The 21,368-nt window shown below is 72.3% G+C and carries 17 protein-coding genes; 12 read left to right on the top strand and 5 right to left on the bottom strand.

The genetic code is table 11. The features are described 5' to 3' along the window. Positions 1 to 144 precede the first annotated feature (144 nt). Complete coding sequence (locus tag IE244_RS14510) at positions 145 to 660, bottom strand: NUDIX hydrolase (RefSeq protein ID WP_229854101.1); 516 nt, start codon at positions 658 to 660, stop codon at positions 145 to 147. Between the two features lie 17 nt (positions 661 to 677). Further along, positions 678 to 1,139, bottom strand: a complete 462-nt coding sequence (locus IE244_RS14505; protein WP_191873927.1) for an ATP-binding protein — start codon at positions 1,137 to 1,139, stop codon at positions 678 to 680. A gap of 163 nt (positions 1,140 to 1,302) precedes the next feature. On the opposite strand from IE244_RS14505, the gene IE244_RS14500 reads away from it, so the two are divergent. From IE244_RS14500 to IE244_RS43385, 3 genes are all read left to right on the top strand, one after another. Next, positions 1,303 to 2,391 carry a polysaccharide pyruvyl transferase family protein gene (locus IE244_RS14500; RefSeq protein WP_308436263.1) on the top strand — a complete coding sequence of 363 codons (1,089 nt, stop codon included), beginning with the start codon at positions 1,303 to 1,305 and terminating at the stop codon, positions 2,389 to 2,391. A 117-nt stretch (positions 2,392 to 2,508) separates the two neighbouring features. Then, positions 2,509 to 3,348 (top strand): FAD-dependent oxidoreductase, encoded by an 840-nt coding sequence (locus tag IE244_RS14495; protein ID WP_268252890.1) that lies wholly within the window; start codon positions 2,509 to 2,511, stop codon positions 3,346 to 3,348. Beyond that, positions 3,306 to 3,983, top strand: coding sequence for an FAD-dependent oxidoreductase (locus IE244_RS43385; RefSeq protein ID WP_444545078.1), 678 nt, complete (start codon positions 3,306 to 3,308; stop codon positions 3,981 to 3,983). The genes IE244_RS14495 and IE244_RS43385 overlap by 43 nt, the downstream gene beginning before the upstream one ends. Here IE244_RS43385 and IE244_RS14490 read toward each other — a convergent pair. Next, complete coding sequence (locus IE244_RS14490) at positions 3,958 to 5,187, bottom strand: cytochrome P450 family protein (RefSeq protein ID WP_191873926.1); 1,230 nt, start codon at positions 5,185 to 5,187, stop codon at positions 3,958 to 3,960. The genes IE244_RS43385 and IE244_RS14490 overlap by 26 nt on opposite strands. Before the next feature lie 188 nt (positions 5,188 to 5,375). On the opposite strand from IE244_RS14490, the gene IE244_RS14485 reads away from it, so the two are divergent. Both IE244_RS14485 and IE244_RS14480 read left to right on the top strand, forming a co-directional pair. After that, the gene (locus tag IE244_RS14485) at positions 5,376 to 5,930 is read left to right on the top strand and encodes an O-methyltransferase (RefSeq protein ID WP_191873925.1); all 555 of its coding nucleotides are present in this window, start codon (positions 5,376 to 5,378) and stop codon (positions 5,928 to 5,930) included. A gap of 48 nt (positions 5,931 to 5,978) precedes the next feature. After that, positions 5,979 to 7,088: an urea transporter gene (locus IE244_RS14480; protein WP_229854100.1), complete on the top strand. Its 1,110-nt coding sequence runs from the start codon at positions 5,979 to 5,981 to the stop codon at positions 7,086 to 7,088. A 35-nt stretch (positions 7,089 to 7,123) separates the two neighbouring features. On the opposite strand, the gene IE244_RS14475 is transcribed toward IE244_RS14480, so the two are convergent. Beyond that, positions 7,124 to 7,702, bottom strand: a complete 579-nt coding sequence (locus IE244_RS14475; RefSeq protein WP_191873924.1) for a hypothetical protein — start codon at positions 7,700 to 7,702, stop codon at positions 7,124 to 7,126. An 80-nt stretch (positions 7,703 to 7,782) separates the two neighbouring features. Here IE244_RS14475 and IE244_RS14470 point away from each other — a divergent pair, with 80 nt between their 5' ends. Together IE244_RS14470 and IE244_RS14465 are read left to right on the top strand one after the other, a co-directional pair. Further along, positions 7,783 to 8,337: a TetR/AcrR family transcriptional regulator gene (locus IE244_RS14470; protein ID WP_191873923.1), complete on the top strand. Its 555-nt coding sequence runs from the start codon at positions 7,783 to 7,785 to the stop codon at positions 8,335 to 8,337. Between the two features lie 293 nt (positions 8,338 to 8,630). Continuing rightward, positions 8,631 to 12,563, top strand: coding sequence for a non-ribosomal peptide synthetase (locus IE244_RS14465; RefSeq protein WP_191873922.1), 3,933 nt, complete (start codon positions 8,631 to 8,633; stop codon positions 12,561 to 12,563). A 159-nt stretch (positions 12,564 to 12,722) separates the two neighbouring features. Here the strand turns inward: IE244_RS14465 and IE244_RS14460 are convergent, their stop codons facing one another. Continuing rightward, complete coding sequence (locus IE244_RS14460) at positions 12,723 to 13,568, bottom strand: DUF1206 domain-containing protein (RefSeq protein WP_191873921.1); 846 nt, start codon at positions 13,566 to 13,568, stop codon at positions 12,723 to 12,725. A 433-nt stretch (positions 13,569 to 14,001) separates the two neighbouring features. Here IE244_RS14460 and IE244_RS14455 point away from each other — a divergent pair, with 433 nt between their 5' ends. The 5 genes from IE244_RS14455 to IE244_RS14435 are packed head-to-tail and all read left to right on the top strand — an operon-like array spanning position 14,002 to position 21,365. Continuing rightward, a complete protein-coding gene (locus IE244_RS14455) occupies positions 14,002 to 15,264 on the top strand; it encodes a phenylacetate--CoA ligase family protein (RefSeq protein WP_191873920.1) in 1,263 nt (420 codons plus the stop codon). Continuing rightward, positions 15,261 to 16,538 carry an MFS transporter gene (locus tag IE244_RS14450; RefSeq protein ID WP_229854099.1) on the top strand — a complete coding sequence of 426 codons (1,278 nt, stop codon included), beginning with the start codon at positions 15,261 to 15,263 and terminating at the stop codon, positions 16,536 to 16,538. Before IE244_RS14455 ends, IE244_RS14450 begins: the two co-directional genes overlap by 4 nt. Next, a complete protein-coding gene (locus tag IE244_RS14445; RefSeq protein WP_191873918.1) occupies positions 16,535 to 17,671 on the top strand; it encodes a GNAT family N-acetyltransferase in 1,137 nt (378 codons plus the stop codon). The genes IE244_RS14450 and IE244_RS14445 overlap by 4 nt, the downstream gene beginning before the upstream one ends. Next, positions 17,668 to 18,834, top strand: a complete 1,167-nt coding sequence (locus IE244_RS14440) for a LuxE/PaaK family acyltransferase (protein WP_191873917.1) — start codon at positions 17,668 to 17,670, stop codon at positions 18,832 to 18,834. The genes IE244_RS14445 and IE244_RS14440 overlap by 4 nt, the downstream gene beginning before the upstream one ends. Beyond that, complete coding sequence (locus IE244_RS14435) at positions 18,831 to 21,365, top strand: acyl-CoA reductase (protein WP_191873916.1); 2,535 nt, start codon at positions 18,831 to 18,833, stop codon at positions 21,363 to 21,365. Before IE244_RS14440 ends, IE244_RS14435 begins: the two co-directional genes overlap by 4 nt. Positions 21,366 to 21,368: the final 3 nt, after the last annotated feature.

Here is a 21,368-nt window from a genome sequence, read left to right as displayed (position 1 = left end):
CGACGCCTGCGCACGCGGCCGACGGCGGTGCGATCGGGTCGGCGCTCGCTCAGGCTGCCGCCGTGCACCGCCGTACTCCGCACACAGCGCTCCGCCGTCGGCTGTGCGTGGGACCGGACGGGCCCTGCCGCGGTCCTCGCGGGGTCAGATCCAGCGGTAGTTCGTGTCGTCCAGAGCGGGCAGGAAGGCCTGGACGACGTCGAGCGGCGCGGTGGGCGTGGTGAGTTCGGCGAGCGGGACCGGAGGGAACAGCGGCTTGCCGGCGGTGTCCTTGTAGTGGCTCCAGGTGAGGTGGCCCGCGCCGGCGGTGTCGTCGTGCTCGACGGTGCGCAGGCGGGCGCGGGTGGAGTCGGCGATGTGGACGCGGAAGACCAGGTGGAGCTTGCGGGGTGGGGTGCTGCCGGGGCGGGTGACCATCGCGTCCTGGATCCAGGTCAGTCGCGGGACGCCGATGGCATCGGTCAGGTCCAGGCCCAGCTCCTCGTCGAGTTCCCGTGCGAGGGCCTGTGGGATGGGTTCGCCGGGTTCGACGTTGCCGCCTGGCAGCGTGTACTGGTCCTGGCCGTTCCTGGTGCGGTGGATGAGGGCGATCTCGTCGCCGCTGAACAGGGCCGCGGCGACGCGGATCTTGATGCGTCCGAACGGTTCGGCGTCGGTCACCGGGAGGCTCTCCCTTCTCACGCGTGCACCTCGAAGCCGCCGCGGCCGTCGAACCGCACCTCGCGCACCCCGTCGAATCCGTCCGACCGCGACGGCTTGCGCAGCCGCTTCAGCGTGGCCAGGACGCCGACGTCCGGGACGCGCTCGCGGCCCTCGCGGACGGCGTTGCGTCGCAGCGAGCCGGCCACGTCGGGAGGGAACCAGTAGGCCGTCACCGTCGCCCCGTGGATGTGGGCCACCTCGATCAGCGGGGCCCACTCCTGTGGCGAGGGATTGGTGTTGTCCACCGCCACCGGCCGTTCGGCCGCCAGGTGCTCCGCCACCAGCCGCTGCTGCCTCACCTGCTTGTTCCTGGCGCCCCGCGGAAACAGATCCTTGCTGACCAGTGCGTACCGGTCGGACAGACACTGCGCGTAGAACGTGGACTTCCCAGAGGCCTGCAGTCCGACCAGCACGGCCACCTCTACTCCGGTCTCCATGCGAGCCACGGTGACACGCGGTCGGGGGAGGGACGAAACCTCGTGTCCGGCCGGCGGGCGCCCTCTGGTGGAGAAACGTCGAAAACGGGCACATCGGAGACGGCCCGCCGTCCGGCACACAAGTCGCGGGAGCACTTCTGGTGAACGTCGTGAGGGAGCGGCCATGGACCGCGCGGACAGCGTGACCGTGGGCGTACTCGGCTCCTACGGGGGCCGCAACGTGGGCGACGAGGCGATCCTCACCGCCCTGCTGGACCGGGTCCGGGCGGGGCGGCCGGAGACGCGCTTCGTGGTCTTCTCCCGCGATCCCGGACACACCCGCCGCGTCCATCCGGATGTCGAGGTCGCCGGCTGGGAGGGTCTGTGCAGGGAGGGTGTCTCCGCGTATCTGCGCCGGCTGAGTGCGCTGGTACTCGGCGGAGGCGGGATCCTCTACGACACCGAGGCGCGTCGGTGCCTGCGGATGGCCCGCACCGCACAGGATCTCGACGTACCCGTCTTCACCTATGCGGTGGGGGCCGGTCCGCTGACCGACGAGGTGGACTGCGCCCGGGTCCGTCCGGTGCTCTCCGACGCGGTCGAGGTCACGGTGCGGGACGAGGAGTCGAAACTCGTCCTCGAAGCGGCCGGACTCACCCGGCCCGTCTCCGTCACCGCCGATCCGGCGCTGCTGCTCGCCCCCGGTGATCAGGGCGGGGAACTCCTGCGGGCGGAGGCCGTGCCGCGCGGGGTCCGCCTGGTGGGGATGAGCGTACGAGAACCCGGGCGCGCGGCGGAGCATCTCGACGAGGACGGCTACCACCAGCTTCTGGCCGGTGTGGGCGATTTCCTCGTTCACCGGCTCGACGCCCACATCGTCTTCGTCTCCATGGAGCGCGGCGACATCAGGCACGCGCACGCGGTGGCGTCCCGTATGGCCTCGGCGGACCGCTGCACGGTGCTGCGCGGCGACTACGCACCGCAGCAGGTGCTCGACATCGTCGCCCCGGCTGGACCTCGCCGTCGGCATGCGGCTGCACTTTCTGATCTTCGCCGCGCTCTGCGGCATCCCGCTGCTGCCCCTGCCCTACGCGGGCAAGGTCTTCGACTTCGCCCAGCGGATCGGCGCGCCCGCCCTGCGCGGGGTGATCCGGGAGACGACGGGGCTGCTGCTGGCGGAAGTGGACCGTCTGTGGGACGAGCGGCCCGGTCGGGCCGCCGACACGGCCGCGCGTACGGCACAGCTGCGGCTTCGGGCGGCCGAGACCGCTGAGCGGCTCCTCGCCTGGCTGGAGGAGATCGCTCCGCACCACGTCGCCCGCGAGAGCACGCCGGTGCCCGCCTCCACAGCGGGCTGAAGCCGGCGGCCACCGTTCCCGAGGGAGTCACCGTGTCCTATCTGACGCCGCCCCGCATCCCCAGGAAGGTGGAGCTTCCGCCGCGTCAGGCCCTGCACGCGGGATCCCCCCAGGTGCTGGTGATCGGTGGCGGGCCGGCCGGCATCGGCGCGGCCCTCGGCGCCGCGAACGCGGGCGCCGAGGTGGTCCTCGTCGAGCGCTACGGCTTCCTCGGCGGCAACGCCACCGCGGCACTGGTGATGCCGCTGATGAGCTTCCACAACGAGGTCAAGCAGGCCGTGGCCGGCGACACCGCCCGCCTGCTGCCGCCCGACCACGGCGAGGGCGAGCCGGTCGTCGGCGGTGTGCTGTGGGTACTCCTCGACCAGCTCGTGCGCGCGGGCGCGGCGATCCGTCCCTCACCGGAGACCGGCTACACCGTGCCCTTCGACGCGGAGCTGTTCAAGCGGGTGGCCTACGAGCTGTTGGCGACCCATGAGGTGCGGACGCTCCTGCACGCCTTCGCCTCCGACGTCCTCAGCCTGTCCGACCGCGCCCGTGCGGTGTTCGAGACCAAGTCGGGCCCGCTCGTCATGGACGCCGACGTGATCGTCGACTGCACCGGGGACGGGGACATCGCCGCGGCGGCCGGGGCGGCGTACGAGGTCGGACGGCCCGAGGACGGCTGGACACAGCCCATGACGCTGATGTTCCGCATGGTCCGCTTCGACCACGAGGAGTTCACCGCCTACGCCCGCGCCCACCCCGACCAGTGGAAGGGCGTGCACGGGCTGGGGGACCTGGTCCGTGCCGCCACGGACGCCGGGAACTGGACCTGCCCCGCGAGGACATGCTCTTCTTCGCCACCCCGAACGCCGGCGAGGTGGCGGTGAACTCCACCCGGGTCACCGAAGTGCTCGGCACGAGCGTCTGGGACCTCACCCGCGCGGAGTTCACGGCGCACCGCCAGATGGCGCAGATCGCCCGTTTCCTGCGCGACCGCGTGCCGGGCTTCACCGACTCCTACGTCGTCCAGAGCGGCGTCCAGGTCGGGGTCCGTGAAACGCGCCGGATCCTGGGCGAGTACCAGCTGACCGGCGACGACGTGCTCACGGCGCGCAAGTTCGACGACGCCGTCGCGCGGGGCGCCTACCCGGTGGACATCCACAACCCGAGCGGGCGCGGCACCACGCTCAAGCGGCTGCCGCGCGGCGAGTCCTACGACATCCTGCTGCGCTGTCTCCTCCCCCCGCGGCCTGGACCGGGTTCTGGTCGCGGGCCGCTGCATCTCCGGCGACCACGTGGCGCACTCCTCCTACCGCGTGATGCCGATCTCGATGGCCACCGGGCAGGCGGCGGGCGTCTGTGCGGCCCTGGCGGCAACCCGGGGCCGGCAGCCCAGGGACGTCCCGGCGGCTGCGGTCCAGCGAGAACTCCGCGCACAGGGTGCAAGCCTCCACTGACACCCGCCCGCCGGACCGTCCTTCCCTCGCCTCCCGGGGTCAGCCCGCCCGGTGGGCTGGGGTGAACGTGACCGGAAGCCGCACCGGGCCGCGCAGACCGCCGGGCCGCCAGCTCAGCTCGGCCGGCGGCACGGCCAGGGCCAGGCCCGGCAGCCGGCGCAGTGCCGTTCCGATGGCGATCTGGCCCTCCAGCCGGGCCAGAGGCGCCCCCAGGCAGTAGTGGATGCCGTGTCCGAAGGCCAGATGGCCGTTGTCCTGCCGGGTGATGTCCAGCCTGTCGGGCTCGGCGAACCGAGCCGGATCCCGGTCGGCGATCGCGGACGCGACCAACACCGTCGCCCCGCGGGGGACGGTCACGCCCGCGATCTCGACGTCTTCGCGTGCGAAACGGGCGATGCCCGGGTTGACGGGGCCGTCGTAGCGGAGGAACTCCTCGATCGCGTGGGGCAGCAGCTCCGGACGTTCCCGCAGCAGGGTGAGCTGGCCGGGGTCGGCGAGCAGCGCGGCGATGCCGCCGCCGATCAGGTTGACCGTCGTGATGTACCCGGCCACCAGCAGCAGGAAGGTCATGGCGATCAGCTCGTCGTGGTTCAGCCGCTGTTCCTCGTCATGGGCGCTGATCAGCGCGCTGAGCAGGTCGTCCCCGGGCCGGGCCCGCTTGGTCTCCAGGTGCGTGGTCACGTATGCGCGCATCCGCTGCCACGCCTCGTTGACGACGGCCGGGTCGGGCATCCTCTCCCCGCGCACGATCATCGTGTCGGTCCACCGCTGGAAGTCGTGCCGGTCGTCCACCGGAATGCCGAGCAACTCGCTGATGACGGTGACCGGCAGCGGCAGCGCGAAGTCCGCCACGAGTTCGGCCCGGCCGGCCGGCAGCACCGCGTCGAGCAGCCGGTCGGTGATCTCCTGGACTCGGGGCCGCAGGTCGGCGACCCGGCGCGCCGTGAACGCCTTCGACACCAGGCGGCGCAGCCGGGTGTGGTCGGGCGGGTCGGAACGCAGCATGTTGCTCATCATCGATTCGCGCTCGAACTCGGGCAGCTGGGCGATGAGGCGGGGGTCCGAGGCATCGCGGACATCGCTGCTCAGCCGAGGGTCGGACAAGGCGGCCAGTCCGTCCTCGTAGCGGGTGACCAGCCAGGCGTCCAGGCCGCCGGCGATGACCGCGCGCCGGACCGGGCCGTCCTCACGGAGCTGTCGGTACAGCGGGAAGGGGTCCGCCACGAAGGCGGGGTCGTCGTACGGGAGAAGGACCGGCTGCTGGCTCATCATGCCTCCCGGACATGCGTCGACCGGCACGTGCAGCTGTGCTGACGTCCAAGGGCGTACACCCAGATTGTCCGATACGGCGGCGATCATCGCCCTCCTCGCCGACCGCACACCCGCGCCGCCCCGCGCCCCGATGCCAGCCGCCCGGTCCGCCCGACCGACTGGTGAGGTCGGCCATGATGCACGGCATGTCACTGCGGGGAACCGAGGCCCACCGGGACGACGACGCACTGCCCGCGCTGGTCCGGCGGGCCGTCGGGGCGGCGCGCGGGCACGGGTTCGCGTACTCCTGCAGACCCGAACAGGGGCGGCTGCTGCAGGTGCTCGCCGCGGGCGCACCCCACGGCATCGCCGAGACCGGGACGGGCTGCGGCGTCGGCCTTGCCTGGCTGGCCTCGGGCTCCCGTCCGGGCACCCGCCTGATCAGCGTCGAGCGGGACGCGGAACGCGCGCGCATCGAAGGGTACGGCCCCTACGACCTGCTCGTGCTGGACGGCGGAGGCCAGGCCAAGGGCGACGGGGCCGCGGACCCGGCGCGCCTGCTCGCCCCGGGCGGCACGGTCGTGATCGATGACTTCACCCCGGCCACCCCATGGCCACCCCGTTTCGACGGTGTACCCGACCAGGCCCGGCTGCACTGGCTGGAGCACCCGGAGCTCCGGGCCACTGAACTGCGCCTCGCAGCAGACCTCAGCGTGATCGTCGGCATGCGACTGCCGGACGACCGAGACTATGTCGTATAGCGGAAATATAATGCCGCGAAGCGGAAGAGTCTGGTTGTGGGGTGGGGTATGTGGCGCCAGGTGGGGATGCGGGTGCTCGGTCGCGGTGAGGCGTCCAGGGAGGGGCCGGGCGGGCGGGCGTCGACGCGTCCTCGCTGGTGGTCCTCGCCCGGCGGTCCGGGTTTCGGGGTGTTCGTGCTGCGCGGCGTGGCCCAGGTCGTGTTCCTCGACAGCGCTTGGGCAGGCGCCGTCTTCGGCCTCGCGCTGTTGACAGCGGACTGGCGGTACGGCACCTACGCCGTAGGGGGCGCCGTCCTCGGTACCGGCACCGCGCATCTGCTGGGGGTGGCCCTCGACCGGGTGCGAGCGGGGCTGGAGGGCTTCAACTCCTGCCTGACCGCGCTCTGCTGCGCGGTGTTCCTGGACCCGGGCAGGCTCTCCACGGCACTGCTCGCCGCCGCGGCCTGCGTCGTGGTCACCGTCGTCGCGGCGGCCGTTGTGCGGCTCCTGCACCTGTGGGCCCTGCCGGCGCTGACCAGCCCCTACTGCCTGCTGGCGGGCGCGATCACCGTGGCCGCGCCCGCGTTCGGGCGGATCTGGCCGCAGGGCGCCGCCGGCGCCGCGCTGCCCCACGCCGCCTCCGGATCCACCGTGCTCGCACCGGCCGACGTGGTGGCGGCGTTCTTCCGCAACGTGGCCCAGGTCTTCTTCCTGAACCAGTGGCACGCGGGGGCGCTGCTGCTCGCGGGCCTCTTCCTGGCGAGCCGGTCGGCGGGGTGGGTGGCCTGCGCCGGCAGTGCCACAGGCATCCTGACGGCCTGGGCGCTCGGGGTGCCGGCCGCGCGGATCACCGACGGGACGATGGGCTACAACGCCGTGCTCGTCGCGCTGGCGCTCTGCGGGGTGTTCCTGTCCCCCACTGCGGCGACGCTGTTGTACGCGCTGCTGGGCGCCGCGACGGCGACGACCATCACTCCGGCCCTCGCCCATCTGCTCACCCCGTCCGGCGGCCACCCGCTCACCTGGCCGTTCGTGCTGACGACTCTGGGCTTCCTGCTCGCCGCCCGCTCCTTCCCCCGCGTGACCGGCCGCCAGGATCCCGCAGCGGAACGGCCCGGACCGCCGACCCGTTCCGCTGCGGCCGGGCAACCCCAGGCGGGGCGGATCGGCTCCGGCTGACCGAGATCCGGCTCGGCCGCCGGCGGCACCCGCGGTCAGTTCCGTGCGCGGTTCTTGAGGTGGCGGTTGTCCCGCTCGCGTTCTTCGGCGTGGCGGGAGATCGCGCGGAGCAGTTCGCGCCGGATGTAGCCGGCGCCGCCGGCGCGGATGAGCAGCCAGTAGCAGGCGAGTGTGCGGCGCACGGTGGCGTCGGTGGCCTGCAGTCGGGTCTCTGCCGCCAGGAGCGTGCGCCCGTCGGGGAGCGGGGAGAGCTGGAAGCTCATCACCGCCTTGCCCCATCCGGGTTCGGCGAAGGCGGCGAAGCCCTCCGGGGTGGTGCTCGACTCGGGGCCCGGTACCGGGCGTGGGTACCAGAACTTGGCCACCTTGCCCGCGACGACCTCGCGGGGTTCCTCCTGGCCGAGCAGGGGCATGGGGGATTTCTGCAGGAGCGGGCCGGCGTCACCGGTCCGGCCGAGGTGACGGATCGACATGAGGAGCCGGGTGGCCGGCAGTTCGTCGTGGGTGACCGAGTGCAGTGCCGCCCAGACCGTGGTGGGGGCGGCTGCGATCTCGCGGGTGTAGCGGGTGCGGAAGTCGTAGGCAGGCAGCAGGCGGTCGATGATCCAGTCCATGACCACACTCCGTTGTAGACGGTGGCGTACAGAAACGTACTGTACGGTAGCGTCCAGAATGCTGCCGAGGAAGGTGCCTGATGCCACGTACCGCCCGCTTCAGCCGAGACGACTGGGCCGAAGCCGCTTTCCTGGTGCTCTGCGACAGCGGTCCGGCGGCTGTCGCGGTCGAACCGGTCGCAGCCAGGCTGGGCGCCTCCAAGTCCAGCTTCTACTGGCTGTTCGAGAACCGGCAGTCCTTGCTGGAGGCGGCGCTGGAGCGATGGGAACAGCATCAGACCGCGGCCGTGCACGCGGCGCTCTCCGCGGTCACCGACCCGGCTGAACGGCTGCGGATGCTCGTACGTCATGCCCATACGGCAACGCAGGGCGCGGATCTGGCCCTGCGGCTGCTGACCGAGTCGGCCGATCCGGTCGTGCGTCCGGTCGTGGAGCGGGTCACCCGGCGACGGCTGGCGATCATCGAGGCGGCCTTCGCCGAACTGGGCCGTCCCGCTGATCAGGCCCGGCATTTCGCGAGCATGACGTATGCGGCCTATCTGGGCCTGGCGGCACTGCGCCGGGTCGACGCCGCCCCCGCCGACCATGAGGAATACATCGCCGACCTACTGGCCGCCTTCGGTGTGGCACCGTAGGGCTTTTGGCGACGGCTCATGGGGGAGCCGAAATCCGCCGTCGTGACGTCCGACGTCGCCGCGCAGAATTAATCCACTCTCGTGAATTGTGCATCTGGCCGTTCGACGCCGGGCGCCACTAGCGTGATGCGAACAGTTGCCGGCCGTAAAGCGAGGAATTCCACGGCCGGTGTGCCACGGTCTCGCCGCACCGGGGCCATGGCATTCCGCACCACACCGTTTCTCCGCCTCCGCCCCCGAGTGTCGTGCCCAGGTGACCCGACGACGGAAGAGAAGGAATGGGAGAGGACGGCATGCCCGAGCAAGCCCCGCACCCGATGCGGCTGCCCCTGACCGCCGGACAGCACGGGATCTGGTTCGCCCAGCGACTCGCCCCGACGAACCCGACCTACATCACGGCTGAATACGTCGACATCCACGGCCCTGTCGACGTCGAGGCGCTGCGCGGCGCGGTGCGCCGCGCCCTGGCCGAGGCGCGGTGCCTGCACATCCGGTGCGGAGAGGACGGCACAGGCCCCTGGCAGATCGTCGACGTGCCCGAGGACATCCCCGTCACGCTCCTCGATCTGAGCACGGCCTCCGACCCGCAGGCCGCTGCCGAACAATGGATGCGCGACGACCTGGCCACCCCGATCGACATATACAGCGGACCCCTGTTCACAGAGGCCCTCCTGTCCCTCGGCGGGGACAGGCACTTGTGGTATCAGAAGTTCCATCACCTCGTCATGGACGGCTTCTCCCACTCGCTCATCGCCCGGCAGGTCGCCGACCTCTACTCGGATGTGACGTCCGGCCGGGAACCCGCCCCCGCCGACTTCGGACAGCTCCAGGATCTGGTGCGCGACGACGCCGACTACCAGGCTTCACCCGCGGCACGGACCGACCGGGAGTTCTGGCGGGCGACGATGTCGGGCGTGGAGCGTGTGCCGTCCCTCTCCGAGCGGAGAGCGGCCATGGCCCACAGTTCTCTGCACGACACCCACTATCTCCCGGAGCCGGACCTCGCCCGGCTGCGTACCGCGGCACGGTCCCTGCGCTCCCACTGGAACGGCCTGTTCATCGCCGCGCTCGCCGCGTACACCCACCGCGTCACCGGAGCGGAGGACATCGTCCTCGGCCTGCCCGTGACCGCGCGCAGGACACCGGCCGCGCAGCGCACCCCCGGCATGGTGTCCAACCTCGTCCCGCTGCGCCTGAGCGTCTCCCCCGGCATGACGCTGTCCGAGCTGGTCCGGCACGTCGTCGCCCAGACCCGGCTCGCCCTCAAGCACCAGCGTTACCGCTATGAGGACATCCGCCGGGACCTCGGCCTCCTGCACGACGGGGGCGCCCTGTGCGGGCCGCACATCAACCTGATGCCCTTCGACTACGACCTGGCCTTCGGTGACGCCGCCGCGGTCTCCCACGCCCTGGCCACCGGGCCGGTGGAAGACCTCACGCTCGCCGTGATCCCCCGCGAGGGCGGCCTGCGCCTCGTGCTCAACGCCAATCCGGACCGGTACACCTCCGCCGAACTCGCCGGACACCTCAAGCGCTACCTGACCGTCCTCGACACCTTCGTGACCGACCCCGAGCTCCCTGTGGACGACATCGACATCCTGGACCCGGCAGAGCGGCGGCAGTTGCTGAGCTGGGCCCGGTCCGGCGGCACCGCCGCGACCGCCCCGGGCGTCCTGCCCGGGGCGTTCGAAGCCCAGGCCCGCCGGTTCCCGGAGCGCACCGCGGTGACATGCGAAGGAACGGAACTGGGTTACGGGGAGCTCAACACCCGGGCCAACCAGCTCGCACGCCGCCTGACGGAAGCCGGGGCCGGACCGCACCGCCACGTGGCCCTCGCCCTGCCCCGCTCGCCCGACCTCGTCATGGCGCTCCTCGCCGTCCTGAAGTCGGGTGCGGCCTACATCCCGGTCGACCCCGACTATCCGTCCGACCGCATCACCCACATCCTCGGTGACGCGCGGCCCCAGCTGCTCGTCACCACCCGCGCGCTGGCCGCACGCCTGCCCGACGACGGTCGCCCGCGTCTCCTGCTCGACGACCCCGGCACCCGCGCGGCGCTCGCCTCGTACCCCTCACACGACGTCCAGGACACCGAGCGCACGGCTCCCCTGGCCGCCACGCACCCGGCCTATGTGATCTACACGTCCGGATCCACCGGCACGCCCAAAGGCGTGGTGGTGACGCACCGCAACGTGATGAGCCTGCTCTCCTCCACCCGGGGTCTCTTCGGCTTCGGCCCGGACGACGTGTGGACCCTGTTCCACTCCTACGCGTTCGACTTCTCCGTCTGGGAGATCTGGGGGGCGCTGCTGCACGGCGGACGGCTCGTGGTCGTCCCCGGAGCGGTGGCCCGGTCCCCCGAAGCCTTCCTCGCCCTGCTCGCCACGGAAGGGGTGACGGTTCTCAACCAGACGCCGTCGGCGTTCCACCAGCTCATGCAGGCAGAACAGGACGCTCCGGACCTGGCGGAAGAACTCGCGCTCCGCTACGTGATATTCGGGGGCGAAGCCCTGGACCTGGGGCGGCTCGGCCCCTGGTACGAGCGGCACACCGACGAGTCACCCCGCCTGGTCAACATGTACGGGATCACCGAAACCACCGTCCACTCCACCCATCTGCCCCTCACCGCGAAGCTGGTGGCGGACGACCCCGGCAGCGTCATCGGAGTCGGCCTGCCGAATGTGGAGGTGTACGTCCTCGACCGTGCCCTGCGTCCGGTCCCGGCCGGGATCACCGGCGAGATCTACGTGGGCGGGGACCAGGTGACGGACGGCTATCTCCACCGGCCCGAGCTGACGGAACAACGGTTCCTGCCGCATCCTTTCGGCCCTCCCGGGGCGCGCCTGTACCGGACCGGGGACCTGGCCCGCTGGCTGCCGGACGGCCTGCTCGAGTACCGGGGGCGCGCGGACGACCAGGTCAAGGTCCGCGGCTTCCGGATCGAACTGGGCGAGGTCGAAGCCGCGCTGAAGGCGCTGCCCGAGGTCGCCGACGCCCGGGCCCTCGTGAGCACCGACGCCGTCGGTGACGCGGTCCTGAGGGCCTATGCGATACCGGCCCGCGGCGCTTCCCCCGGGTCCGGGGCGTTACGCACCGCCCTCAGGGACACCCTGCCGGGCTACATGGTGCCCGCCTCCGTCGTCGTCATGGACGCGTTCCCGTTGACCGCGCACGGAAAGCTGGACCGTGCCGCCCTTCCCGCGCCCGCCCCGGCGGTCTCCCGGACACCGACACCGGCCAGGGATCCGCTCGAACGGCAGATCGCCCGGGCATGGAGCCTGGTGCTCGCCGGCACGGCCCCTGGCGACATCGGCATCGACGACGACTTCTTCGACCTGGGCGGCGACTCCTTCAAGGCGGTGAGGGCCGCGCGGGACATCGGCCATGACGCGTCGGCGATCGACGTCTTCAAACACCCCACGCCGCGCCGTCTCGCCGCGCATCTGCGCACGACGGCCCGGGAAGCCACGGTGGAGCGCTGGCTGCACACCCTGACACCGGCCAGGCCCGCGGCGCCGCGGCTGTCCCTGATCTGCATCCCCTACGGGGGCGGGAGCGCCACCGCGTTCCAGCAGCTCGCCACCTGCCTGCCCGCGGACGTGGAACTGCGCGCCGTCGCACTCCCCGGGCACGATCCGGCCCTGCCCGCAAAGGACGGTCCGGCGCTGCGGGAGGCGGCCAAGCGCCTCGCCGAGGAGATCACCGAGACCGTGAACGGCCCGTTCGCCCTGTACGGACACTGCGTCGGCACCGCCCTGACGATGCTCACGGCGCGGGAACTGGAGGACCGGGACAGCGCCCTGCGGACCGTCCACCTGGCGGCGGCCCTGCCGGACCCTGATCCCCGCCGCTCCCTGGCCGCGCTCGAAGCGCGGACCGATGACGCGCTGTACGCCTATCTGCGGTCCCTGGGTGGTTTCAACGGCGTCCTCGATGCCGGAGATCTGCGGCGCGTCCTGAAGCTGGTCCGCCATGCGATGGTTGAGGGAGCGGCCTTCCAGATCGAGGCCGTGGACCGGTGGGAGAAGCTGCGCACCCCGGTCCACGTCGTGGTCGGAGACGCGGACCCGGCGACCGCGGGGTACGAGGACGGCTACCTCGGATGGGGACGGTACGCGCACCACACGCGTCTGTCGGTGCTTCCCGGCGCCGGCCACTACTTCGTCAAGGACCGGCCCGAACCCCTTGCCGCGCTGCTGGCTGCCGCCGACGCGCACGCCGTGTGACGGTGCGGCGGGGGGACGGCGCCCCGCCGTGACGTTCCCGGGTGCGCACCACCGCCTCCTCGGGGTGGGCGGTGGTGCGCGACCCCTGGGCTGGTGACACGGTCCGGCCGCTGACGGCTCAACCCGCGCACGCTCTGGGCCGATCGCCGACCGGCTGCCTCAGAGTATGCGCCAGCGCGCGCAGCACCACGAGAAGACGCCGAACGCGGCCAGGCCGAGGGCGATCACGGCGAGCACCGACGGACCGGCCGGCAGATCACGGAAGGCACGCAGCGTGTCATCCATGCCCTTGGCCTCGCCGGGCCGGTGTCGGACGGCCGCGGTGACGGCGAACACACCGGCCCCGGCGAAGACCACACCACGCGCCACACCGCCGCTCACGCCGAGCAGGTCGGTGGTCCGCCGGGTCCTCGGCGACATGGCGCCGGTGCGCAGGGTCTGCCGGAACTTCCTGCGCAGGGCCCGTATCGAGATCACCAGTCCGGTGACCACCACAGCGGCACCGGCGACGCCCACCAGCCAAGGGCCGCCCGGCCATCTCAGGGCCATGGCGGTGACGTCGTCGGTGCGCCGGTCGGAGGACCCGCTGCCGCTGCCCCGGTCCCCGGCCGCGTAGGACAGCACCGAGGAGCACGCGAAGACGTAGAAGACGCACCGGCCGGCCGCCGCCGCACGCTTGGACGGCTTGGCGCCGTTCGGTCCCGCCGCGCCGAACACCGCCTCCGACAGCCGCCACAGCGCCATGCCGGCGAGCGCGGCACCCACCGTCGTCAGCGCCGCCGCCCCGAAGGGCTTGCCGGCCAGTTCCTCCAGGGCGCCGCCCCGGTCGGCCTGGCGCCCGCCCCCGTCCCGGCCGACGGCGATCTCCAGGGCGATCAGGCCCACGAGAACGTAGATGAGTCCGCGGGCGGCGAATCCCGCCCGAGCCGCCACGGCCATCGCCGTACCGTCCGCCGCGCGGCGCGCACGGCCCCGCCCCCGCAGTGCCCATGACTGTGCATCCATATATCGCCGTTGCCCCGGGTTCCGGGGGTGACACCTCGGCGGCTCTTCGGCCGCAATCCTGCAAGGACCTGAGTCGTGTTCCGGCCGCATTTCGTCGCGCCTCACCCATCGCTTTCCATAAGGCGCCCTTCACGGACATCCAACGAGCCGTTATGCACGGCCGACCTGATGTGACCACCGTCTCCGCAACCCGAGGAACCGAGGGGCTCCGCAATACGTCCACAAGCCCTCAACCCCTTTGTCCACATGGCCGGTTAGCGCAAGTCCGTCCCGCATGGTGAGATATCGTGGTGCACCGGACGCTCCGTTCACCACGGGAGCGCCGCTCTTTCACACCCTCAACGACACGGTCCAACCCGCCATGGGGGACCGGCTCCGTCGTACCTCGCCGGTGATGTACGTGCCGGCGGTTCACGCCTTCGAGCAGGAATTGATGCCCGTTCAAGCTTTTGCGGAACTCGTATGTTTCGCCCGCAACAACTCGCCTTTCTATCGTGAGCTCTACGCCCGGCTTCCCGAGCGCGTCACCGGGCTCACGGACCTTCCGGTGGTACCCCAGGCCGACTTCTGGCGGGCCAATTCGCCCCGCGACAACCGGCTGCTGACCGCGCCGCTGGACGAAGCGGTCGTCTTCCGCAGCGGCGGGACCACCGGATCGCCGAAGTTCTCCTACTACACCCGCACGGAGTGGCGGGAGTTCACGACCGCGTTCGGTGCCGGGCTGGTCCGTGCGGGGCTGCGGCCCGGTCACCGGGTGGCGGATCTCTTCTACGCGGGTGACCTGTACGCCAGTTTCAGCTTCGTCCTCGACTCGCTGCACCGCGCCCCCGTGGCCAACGTCCGCCTGCCCATCGGCGGCGCGGCACCCTGGGAGTCCACCGCGGCGACCCTGGAGGAGTTCCGGGTCGAGGTGGTCGCCGGTACCCCGACCACGCTGTGCTCGCTGGCCGAGCGCCTCAGCGGCGCCGGCCGCACACTACCGGACGTGGAGCTGCTGTTCTTCGGCGGGGAGTGTCTCTTCGGTGACCAACTCCCGTTGCTCCGGGCCGCGTTCCCGAACGCCGAGCCACGCTCCCTGGGGTATGCGAGCGTGGACGCCGGGCTCCTCGGCGAGGCCGTACCCGGCGATGATCCGCGCGTGCACCGCGCGTTCACCCCCTACACGGTGGTCGAGATCCTCTGCGACGAGACCGACCGGCCCGTCGAGGAGGCCGGCGTGCCGGGGCGGCTCGTCGTCACCGACCTGCGCCGGCGACTCATGCCGGTGCTCCGCTATCCGGCGGGCGACCGGGCCGAGTGGGTCGACCGGGCCGCCGGGACCTTCCGTATCCTCGGCCGCGCCGAGGAGGGCGTGCGGGTCGGTCCCGTCTCCCTGTACACGCAGGACGTCCACGACATCGTCAAGGCCGCCGACGTATCCGGCGAGGTGACCGGCCTGCAGCTCGTCGTACGGCGGCGGGACGGCCGCGACGGCCTGGTGCTGCGGCTCGCGGTCGCCGATCCGGGCCGGCGCCATGCCGGGCTGGGCGATGCCGTCGTGGCCGCGCTCCTCGCCCAACGCCCCTTCTACGCGACCGCGACCGCCGACGGGCATGTGAACCCGCTGACCGTCGAATGGGTGCGGCACCGGGACCTCGCGGTCAACTCCCGCTCGGGCAAGCTCGTCCGCGTCGTCGACGAACGGCCCCACTCGTGAGCGCGGCACCCGCGCGTGTGCGGCGCCTGCCCCTCGTCCTGCGCAATCCGTCCTTCGGCCGGGTCTGGGCCGGTCAGCTCCTCACCCAGGCGGCGAGCAGGATGTTCCAGGTCGGCGCGGTCTGGTGGCTCGTCGGCTTCGCCGGCGGTGCCCACCGCGGCCTCGCCTCGGGCATGTTCCTCATGGGGAGCACCCTGCCCGCGGTCGCCCTCGCCCCGCTGGTCGCGCGTATCGTCGCGCGTCACGCGCACCGGACGGTGCTGGCCGGCGCAGCCGCCGTCGCGGGCCTGATGGCGGGCACGGCGGCCGTCCTCTCGCACGCCGGAATGCTGCCCGGGGCCGCCGCCTACGCGATCGGGCCCGCGCTGGCCGCGTGCCAGGCGGTGTTCGATCCCTGCCTGACCACCTCGGTACCGGAGCTCGTCGAGGACGCCGACATCGAGTCGGCCACCGGATTCGAACTGTCGACCCAGTCCGTCGCCGGGCTGTGCGGGGGGCTGCTCGGCCCGCTCGTCGTCGACGCGGGCTCACTGGCCGCCGTCATCGCCGCGTGCGCCGCCGCGTACCTGCTCGCCGCCCTGCTGGTCGGCTCCGCCCGTTTCCCCCGGACCTCCCCCGTGTCCGGAGCCGCCGACGGGCCGTCTCCGGCACGCCGTACGCTGCGCCAGGTCCTGGCGGGGCTGCCGTTCATCCGTCGGGTGCTGGTCTGTTTCGCCGCCGCCAACGTCTTCACCACGGCCGTCTACGTCGTGATGCCGCTGTACACCCGGCAGGTGCTGCACGCGACCGGCTCGACCGTGTCCTCGCTGGAGGCGGCCCTCGGCGTGGGCACGCTGGTCGGATCCTTCAGCGGCGGGCGGCTGCCCGGCCGTCCGGTCGCCGTCGGCAGTGTGTGTCTCGCCGTGATGGCCACCGCCCTCGGTCTGCCGGGGCTGCTCGCCGGGTCCGCGTCGGCCGTCGTCTCGATGGCCGTGGCCGGCTGGTGCGTCGGTGTGATCGGTGTGCGGTTCGTCGCACTGTTCCAGCGACTGGTGCCCGCCGCCGACAAGCCGGGGTTCTTCGCGGTCATGCAGGCACTGCTGGGTGCCACCTTCCCCGTGTCCTCCCTCGTCTTCGGCGCGCTGGGCGACCACCTGGCGGCCCGTTCGCTCTGCCTGGTCCAGGGCGCGGGTCTCGTGCCGGTGGCGCTGGCGCTGTGGTGGCTGGGCCGCCGGTCCGACGCCGAAGCCCCGCGGACGCCCGTGGTGCCGGAGCCGACGGGAGTGGCGTCGTGACCGCCGTCCTCTCCCCCGCCTCCGTCCAGGACATCGCCGAACTGCGGCAGTTGTACTTCGAGGTGTACGGGCACGGCTATCCGGTGCCGCTCGGCAGTGACCCGGTGGTCATGCGTCGGCTGATCGGCGACGGCACCGCGCACTGGCTCACCGCCCGCACCCGTGGCGGCGCGCTGGTGGGCTCCGTCGTCGTGGTGACCGAGCCGGGCAGCCGCATCGGCAAACTCGTCGGCCTCGCCGTGCACCCCGGCCATCGTGGCGGCGGGCTGGCCTCCCGGCTGACCGGTGCGGTGTGCGAGGAGGCCTTCGGCACGGGCCGCCTCGACTCGGTGTACGCCACCGTCCGTCTGGTCACCGAGGGTCCGCAGCACGTGGTCGTACGCAACGGTTTCCGGCCGCTGGGCCTGTTGCCGAACGCCGTCGAGGTCGAGGGGTGCGAGACCCTCGCGCTGTTCGCCCGCTACGCCGACGGTGTGCTGGAACACCGCGAGACGGTGACGAGCGTGCCCGCACGGCTGGTGCCGCTGCTGTCCGCCGTGTCCGCCGGCGTCGGCATCGACTGCGCCGGCACCCGGCAGGTCACCTCCCGCCCGGCGGTGGGAACGGCCACCGGTGCCGAGCCGATCGAGCTGATCACCGCCCCGGCCTTCGTGCGGCGCCGCTTCCTGGAGTTGTTCCCGCAGCCCGACGACCGCTTCTTCCCGCTGCACACGCCCAACGCGCTCCTGGTCGCCGCCGACGGCAGCTTCGAGGCGTACGCCGACCTCGACGCCGTGGCGGGAAGCTGTGCGCTCGTCGCCGTCCATCCGCGTCCGGCCGCGGTGGCCGGGGCCCTGGAGGCGCTGATGGCCGCGGTCACCCGGGCCGGCGCGGACTACGCCGAGGCGCTTTTGCCGCTGGCCGACACCGAGGCCCTGGAGGTGTTCCTCGCCTCGGGATTCGTCCCGAGCGCGGTCTACCCGGCGATGCGCCGCATCCACGACCGCCTCCACGACTACGTGGTGCTGTCACGGACCAGCCGTCAGATCGACTTCCGCAGCACCGCGGTCAGCCCGCTGCTCCAGCCCTACCTCGGCGCCTACCTGAGTGCCTGGACCGCCACCTATCTGCCCCTTCACGAGGTGTCCCGATGAAACCCCATCTCGCTCCCGTCGAGGTTCCCGACCCGGCGGCGCTCGGCCTTGTACAACGGCTGTGCGACCTGGCGGAGCCGTACGCCGACGGCCCCGTCGCCGACGAGCTGTTCGCCGCCGCCATGGGGCAGACCAACGCCTGGCACGCCCGCCGCTCCCCGTTCTTCGCCGCCCTGCTCCAGGACCCGGCCGAGACGCCCGCGCCCACCGTCGGCGAAGGGGTGCGCACCCCGCTGGTGCCCGCCGCCTTCTTCAAGCGTCACGAGGTGCTCTCCGTCCCGCGCGAGGAGGTGTTCCTGCATCTGACGTCCTCGGGCACCACAGGCCAGAAGTCGCAGATGTTCTTCGACGAGTGGACCATCCGCTCGGCGCAGCGCATGGTGGCCCGGATCTTCGACCACTACGGCTGGATCACCCCCGAGCAGCCGGTGAACTACCTGCTGTACAGCTACGAGCCGGCGCCCTCGCTGAAACTGGGCACGTCGTTCACCGACAACTACCTGTGCGACTTCGCCCCCGCCCGGCACACCACGCACGCACTGCGGCACACCGGCAGCGGCCACGAGTTCGACGTGCACGGCTGCATCGCGGCGCTCCGGCGCTACGCCGAGGACGACGTACCGGTCCGCATCCTGGGCTTCCCGGCGTTCCTGTACTTCACCCTGGAGCGGATGCGGGCGATGGGCCTGCCGCCGCTCACGCTGCCCGAGGGATCGCTGGTGGTGCTCGGCGGCGGGTGGAAGGGCCACGCCGACCGGCAGATCGGCAAGGAGGCGTTCTACGCCGAGGTCACCGAACGCCTCGGCGTGCCGGGGGACCGCGTGCGCGACACCTTCGGCTCGGTCGAGCACTGTGTGCCGTACATCGAGTGTGCGCACCACCGGCTGCATGTCCCGGTGTGGTCGCGTGCGGCGGTGCGCGACACGGGGACGCTGCGCCCGCTGTCCTACGGGGAACGCGGCTTTCTGCACCTGGTCAGTCCTTACATCACCTCCGTTCCCGCGCACAGCGTGGTGATGGGCGACCTCGCGTCGCTGCACCCGGGCGATGCCTGCCCCTGCCCGCTGCCCACCGACTGGTTCACCGTGCACGGCCGGGCCGGGGTGAGCCGCAACCGCAGCTGTGCGGTGGCCGCCGCCGAACTGATGAAGGGAATGTCGTGACCGCATCCGTATCCGCACACCACCCCGTACTCCACCTCTGGCAGGGGGAGTTCATCGACGACGAGGAGGCCGGCCGCCGGCTCGCCGGGCTGTCCGGGACGGCCGCGCGGATCCTGACGCGTCCGCTGCCCACCGACGTGGTGCTCGGCGCCTGCGCCGTGGTCAGCCGGGACCTGGGTGATCCGGCCTCCGCCCTGTACGGCCGCCTGGCCGAACACCTGCCCGCCGGCGAGGCCGCGGCCGTCCTGGCCGAGCTGGCCGGCGCGCTCACCCGGGAGGCCCTGGAACGCAAGCTGCGGCGGGAACTGGGCGGCCTGCGCCCGGAGCGGCTGACCCGGCCGGACGCCCGCACGACGGTGTACGAGGCCTGGGCGCCGGTCGGCCTGCTGGTCCACATCGCGCCGGGCAACGCCTCGGCCGTGGCACCGCTGAGCGTCGTGGAGGGCCTGCTGGCCGGCAACCTCAACGTGCTGAAGACCAGCAGTTCGGATTCACCGCTCGCGCTCGGTCTGCTCGCCGCGATCGGCGCCGCCGATCCCTCCGGACTGATCGCCGAACGCGTCATCGCCCTGCGCTTCTCGTCCTCGCGCCGCGCGTGGTTGGAGGCACTGTGCGGGCCGGCCGACGCGATCGCGGTGTGGGGCGGCGAGGACGCCGTGCGCGCGGCGGGCGAACTGGCGCCGCCGGGATGCCGGGTGGTCGAGTGGGGCCACCGGATCTCCTTCGCCTACCTGACCAGGTCCGCCGCGTCCGACGACGGTGTCCTCGACGCGCTCGCCGAGGACGTCTGCAGGCTCGAACAGCAGGCGTGTTCCAGCCCGCAGGTCGTCTACCTCGACACCGAGGGGGCCGACGGCGCCGGGGAACTCTTCGCGTTCGCCGCACGGTTCGCCGACCGCCTCGCGAAGGCGTCGGGCGCGCGACCGGCGTCCGCCCCGCCCGGTACGGCCGAGCAGGCGGAGATCACCACCGTGCAGCAACTCGCCCGGCTCGAACAGCATCTGGGCCTGACCCGTGTGTTCGCCGCCGAGGACGGTTCCTGGCGGGTGCTGGCCGACACCCGGTCCGCGCTCGACGCCTCCCCGCTGCACCGCACCGTCTGGGTGAAGCCCCTGCCCCGGCACACGGTCACCGCGACCCTGCGCCCCATGCGCCGCTATCTGCAGACCGCGGCGGTCGGCGGCGACCGCGCTGACGTGGCCGCGCTGTCCCGCGCGCTGTTCGCGGCGGGCGTCACGCGCGTCACCCCGGTCGGCTCCATGCTGGAGAGCTACGAGGGCGAACCGCACGACGGTGTCTACGCGTTGCAGCGCTACAGCCGCCGGGTGAGTGTGCGCGCCGCGGACGCGGGCTTCCGTACGGTGGCCTGCCTGGACGACCTGGTGGCGCCTCCCGTGCCGCCCCCCGCGCCGGACGCGCCGCTGCTGGGCAAGGAGGGCGTACAGCACGCGCTCGACGCCCTGGACCCACGCCACGCGCACCTGTACTTCCGCAGCGGGGGCTCCACGGGCGCACCCGCGCTGTCGGTGTTCACCTGCGACGACTACGACAACCAGATGCGCGCCGCGGCGCACGGACTGCTCACCGCGGGCTTCGACCCGGCCCGCGACCGGGCGGCGAACCTGTTCTACTGCGGCGGGATGTACGGGAGCTTCATCAGCTTCTTCTCGATCCTGGAGCGCCTGAACGCCACCCAACTCCCGATCGCCGCGGGCCCGGACCACGCCGCGGTGGCCGAGGCGCTGGTCGCCCACCGGGCGGACACCGTCTTCGGCATGCCGTCCTACCTGTGGCAGCTGTTCCACGCCGAGGCCGACCGGTTCCGCGCCCACGGCGGCATCCGCAAGGTCTTCTACGGCGGCGAGCACTTCACCGCCGAACAACGCAGGGTGCTCACCGACGACTTCGGGGTGGAGGTGATCCGTTCCGCGGCCTACGGGAGCACCGACCTGGGACCGCTGGGCTACCAGTGCGCGTCCTGCGACGGCTCGGTCCACCACGTGCTGACCGAGCTGCACTCGCTGGAGATCCTCGACCCGCACGAGGACCGGCCGGTGGCGCCGGGCGAGCCCGGGCGGCTGGTGTTCACCTCCCTGGCGCGGGCCGGCCAGCGGCTGGAGCGCTACGAGATCGGTGACCTGGGACGGGCGGTGCCGGGCCCGTGCGCGTGCGGCAGCCAGGTCCCTCGGCTGGAACTGCTCGGGCGCTACGGCGACGTCGTGCGTGTGGGCACCTACTTCGTCAACTACCGGCGCGTCGTGCGGGCACTGGAGGAACGGCTCGGCTATCACGGAGAGGCACAGCTGGTGGTGGCCCCGGGCGGCGGCCGGGAACGGCTGACGGTCCGGCTCGACGAGCAGTACGCCCCCGACCCCGAGGCCGTCCTGGCCGCTCTCACCGCCGAGGTGGCGGAACTCGCCTCGGCGCGGACGGAGGGGTTGCTGTCCCTCACCGTGCAGACGGTCCGGCGGGACGCGTTCCAGCGCACGGCGACCAGCGGCAAACTGCGCACGGTCGTCGACCTGCGCTAGCCG

The sequence above is a fragment of the Streptomyces filipinensis genome, assembly GCF_014649495.1.
GTDB lineage: Bacteria > Actinomycetota > Actinomycetes > Streptomycetales > Streptomycetaceae > Streptomyces > Streptomyces filipinensis.
Note: the sequence above shows the minus strand (reverse complement) of the source record. Positions and strands in the feature narration are given on the sequence as shown.

What these genes read in the sequence shown, in the direction of transcription:
- IE244_RS14440 (WP_191873917.1), top strand. Translation starts at nt 17,668, where the DNA reads ATGAAACCCCATCTCGCTCCCGTCGAGGTTCCCGACCCGGCGGCGCTC.
- IE244_RS14465 (WP_191873922.1), top strand. Translation starts at nt 8,631, where the DNA reads ATGCCCGAGCAAGCCCCGCACCCGATGCGGCTGCCCCTGACCGCCGGA.
- IE244_RS14470 (WP_191873923.1), top strand. Translation starts at nt 7,783, where the DNA reads ATGCCACGTACCGCCCGCTTCAGCCGAGACGACTGGGCCGAAGCCGCT.
- IE244_RS14475 (WP_191873924.1), bottom strand. Translation starts at nt 7,702, where the DNA reads ATGGACTGGATCATCGACCGCCTGCTGCCTGCCTACGACTTCCGCACC.
- IE244_RS43385 (WP_444545078.1), top strand. Translation starts at nt 3,306, where the DNA reads ATGCTCTTCTTCGCCACCCCGAACGCCGGCGAGGTGGCGGTGAACTCC.
- IE244_RS14505 (WP_191873927.1), bottom strand. Translation starts at nt 1,139, where the DNA reads ATGGAGACCGGAGTAGAGGTGGCCGTGCTGGTCGGACTGCAGGCCTCT.
- IE244_RS14455 (WP_191873920.1), top strand. Translation starts at nt 14,002, where the DNA reads ATGCCCGTTCAAGCTTTTGCGGAACTCGTATGTTTCGCCCGCAACAAC.
- IE244_RS14480 (WP_229854100.1), top strand. Translation starts at nt 5,979, where the DNA reads ATGTGGCGCCAGGTGGGGATGCGGGTGCTCGGTCGCGGTGAGGCGTCC.
- IE244_RS14460 (WP_191873921.1), bottom strand. Translation starts at nt 13,568, where the DNA reads ATGGATGCACAGTCATGGGCACTGCGGGGGCGGGGCCGTGCGCGCCGC.
- IE244_RS14490 (WP_191873926.1), bottom strand. Translation starts at nt 5,187, where the DNA reads ATGAGCCAGCAGCCGGTCCTTCTCCCGTACGACGACCCCGCCTTCGTG.
- IE244_RS14500 (WP_308436263.1), top strand. Translation starts at nt 1,303, where the DNA reads ATGGACCGCGCGGACAGCGTGACCGTGGGCGTACTCGGCTCCTACGGG.
- IE244_RS14485 (WP_191873925.1), top strand. Translation starts at nt 5,376, where the DNA reads ATGTCACTGCGGGGAACCGAGGCCCACCGGGACGACGACGCACTGCCC.